Source organism: Enterobacter sp. 50793107 (genome assembly GCF_001463365.1).
In the GTDB taxonomy this organism is placed as follows: domain Bacteria; phylum Pseudomonadota; class Gammaproteobacteria; order Enterobacterales; family Enterobacteriaceae; genus Enterobacter; species Enterobacter cloacae.
Map to the genome: position 1 here is coordinate 1 of NZ_LNII01000109.1, position 2,443 is coordinate 2,443.

The 2,443-nt window shown below is 41.1% G+C and carries 2 protein-coding genes and 1 pseudogene; 1 reads left to right on the forward strand and 2 read right to left on the reverse strand.

Translation table 11 applies throughout. The features are described from left to right. Positions 1–378: 378 nt before the first annotated feature. Both APU11_RS14910 and APU11_RS29135 read right to left on the reverse strand, forming a co-directional pair. Positions 379–902 (reverse strand): annotated as a pseudogene (locus tag APU11_RS14910) (phage polarity suppression protein). Between the two features lie 28 nt (positions 903–930). After that, positions 931–1,059: a hypothetical protein gene (locus APU11_RS29135; protein ID WP_255250406.1), complete on the reverse strand. Its 129-nt coding sequence runs from the start codon at positions 1,057–1,059 to the stop codon at positions 931–933. Positions 1,060–1,460: 401 nt separating this feature from the next. Between APU11_RS29135 and APU11_RS14920 the strand changes: the two genes are divergently transcribed. After that, entirely contained in the window at positions 1,461–2,411 is a 951-nt protein-coding gene (locus tag APU11_RS14920; RefSeq protein WP_058651155.1) for an HNH endonuclease signature motif containing protein, read from the forward strand. The last annotated feature ends 32 nt before the right edge of the window (positions 2,412–2,443 follow it).

The following is a 2,443-nucleotide window of genomic DNA, read 5'->3' on the forward strand; positions in this document are numbered from 1 at the left end:
ATTAAGTATTGTGTAATGTCAAAGTTAATTTTATCTCTTAAAAATTGTTCTTTTAAAGACGGGGGTAAAACATATGAATTTAATTATAATCGTTAGCTCTATGGTTTACTTAATGCTTTTTCCATTCCGTTAATTTTAGGATTAAAGGCGAAATATTATCGATGCAGTGATTACCACTGGCGCGCAATGCTCTCCCCGCTACGCCTGCCCGCTTAAGGGACCGCTTTAAATGCAGGTGCAAAGATGGCCTCAGGCTACGCCGCGACTGGCGCTTGCAGGGAATGCAGGAACGGGAAAACTTATGCAAAACCATGCACCTTATGGATGCATGGCTTATTTCATTAAAAATAGCGGGATTTTCGGGGATTTTTAAGCGGGCTACTGCACGGCCAGTTCTGCACGGCGGCGGGTGTAATTCAGGTTCTGTGCAGGCGTGAATTTTTCACGACTATCATCGCGCGAAGCCGCGTCAGACCCGAATCCGATGGCCTTTAAAATGTCAGTATCCTGCGCCGAATAATAAGTTTTTTCGCTGTTGGGCAGCCAGACCAGCAGCGCTGAATGGCGGGATGTTGCCCGGAATAATTCATCAGCTCGTTGGCAAGGGCGGCGGCCAGCTCCGCGCCGTGCGCCTGCATAGAATCATTTAATCGGTCGCGGATGCTGATGTGCTGCACCTCCTCATGCGAGCGGATGTAGCGACCGACAGCCTGATTAATTTCCCATTTTTTCACGTCTATGATTTCGCGCAGCGTTTGCAGGCTCCGCCCGCTGTGGCCGCTGCCGGCAAGCTGTTCGCGGTATGCCTTTTCGGCCTGCGTCAGTTCTTCCCTGTGTTGCAGCCAGGCGGATTTGTTTGCCTGACAGGCCTCAAAGGCTTTCTGTAGCGTCAGTGTGGTCACGTATGTTTCTCCTGATGACTGGCCGTGCTTACGCACCGGAACGGTTAACGGTGGCTGCCGGTGCGGGTACCGGGATAACCGGTTCTGCCACTGGTGAACGAATAACCCCGTCGATGGATGCAAGCGTAGGGAACGTTGCCGAACACTTGATGCTCATGCACTGATGGTGATCCGGACGTGTACCATTACGTTCTCACGTCGTCGTGTTGTTTCCTCGCTAGGGCGAGCTAGGTGGGTTTTGGAGTGCGGCACTGTGAGCAAAGCCAGTAGCAGAAATGGTGAGCTTTAACTCGTGATAATAGTCCAAGCAAGCTTGTTCAGGGTAGAGCAAGGGCAGGCTAATAATCGGCTAAGTATCCTTTGTGAAGAAAAATATTTTTCCAGTTGGCCTGGTTTTATACTATCTATTTTGAGAGTGAGAAAAATGTATCAATTTCTGCGCTAAATCATAAAAATAATGTAATGATATTTATGTGTGGGATGGTGAATTATTTTTATTGTATAAATTAATTTGTTATAATGGGTCTAGATTGTGAAATATTCAACTAGGATATAGGTATGAAAAATAAAAGGGCTTGGGCCTTTAAAACAATCAGTAAAAAAGAACTAGTTTATCGTGGTAATGATGGTTATGACGATAATCCATTTGAGTCGTATTCTTATGATAATTTGGTTGCTAATCATAAGCAAGTTGAATCTGGGGATATTGTTGTAATATATAACAGAAAGCATGTTATTGGTGTGGCGGTAATAACCTCTCTTATCAAAGAAGATTCTAAAAAAGAAATAAATCAATGCCCTATAAATAACTGTAAGGCAGAGAAAATAAGAACCAGAACTAGCAAAAAACCCGAATGGAGATGTAGTAATGGCCATGAATTCGAAAAACCATTAAAAAAAACCATTCCTGTAATAAAATCTACGGCATTCTATTCTAATAATTTTAAAATACTAAAAATGAATTATCTTGAGCTGGAGGGTAAAATAATAAACCATAACAAACAACTATCTATCCAGGAAGTAAAATTTGAATGGGCAAAAGATCTATGGGAAGGAAATGGGCGTTATACCGATAATTTAGAAAGCATGGAGGCTAGTGAACCTGAAGCCCTATTCAATAAGGAGGATTTAAGAGAGATAGTTAATCGTTCGATTAAACAAAGACGAGGACAACGTTCGTTTAGGGAAAAGCTTCTCAAAAAAAATAATCATTGCGCTATAACTAAATGTGCGGTTTTAGATATACTTGAAGCCGCTCATATCTATCCATATAGAAATAAATCACATAACCATATAAGTAACGGTATTTTACTTAGGGCTGATATACATACACTTTTTGATCTTGATTTAATAGCTATTGAGCCTAAGGACTTCACTGTTCACATTAATGAAAAACTAAAAAAAAGTGAGTATTCGATTTATGAAGGTAGTATTCTTAGTATTTCCCACAAACTGTCACAAGATGCATTAGAAGAAAGATGGGAAATATTTATGGATAAAAATAAATAAGTTAAAAGTTTCTAGAATGGTTCATACATATG

Coding starts and splice junctions, on each gene's coding strand:
- APU11_RS14920 (WP_058651155.1), top strand. CDS start 1,461: ATGAAAAATAAAAGGGCTTGGGCCTTTAAAACAATCAGTAAAAAAGAA.
- APU11_RS29135 (WP_255250406.1), bottom strand. CDS start 1,059: ATGAGCATCAAGTGTTCGGCAACGTTCCCTACGCTTGCATCCATCGAC.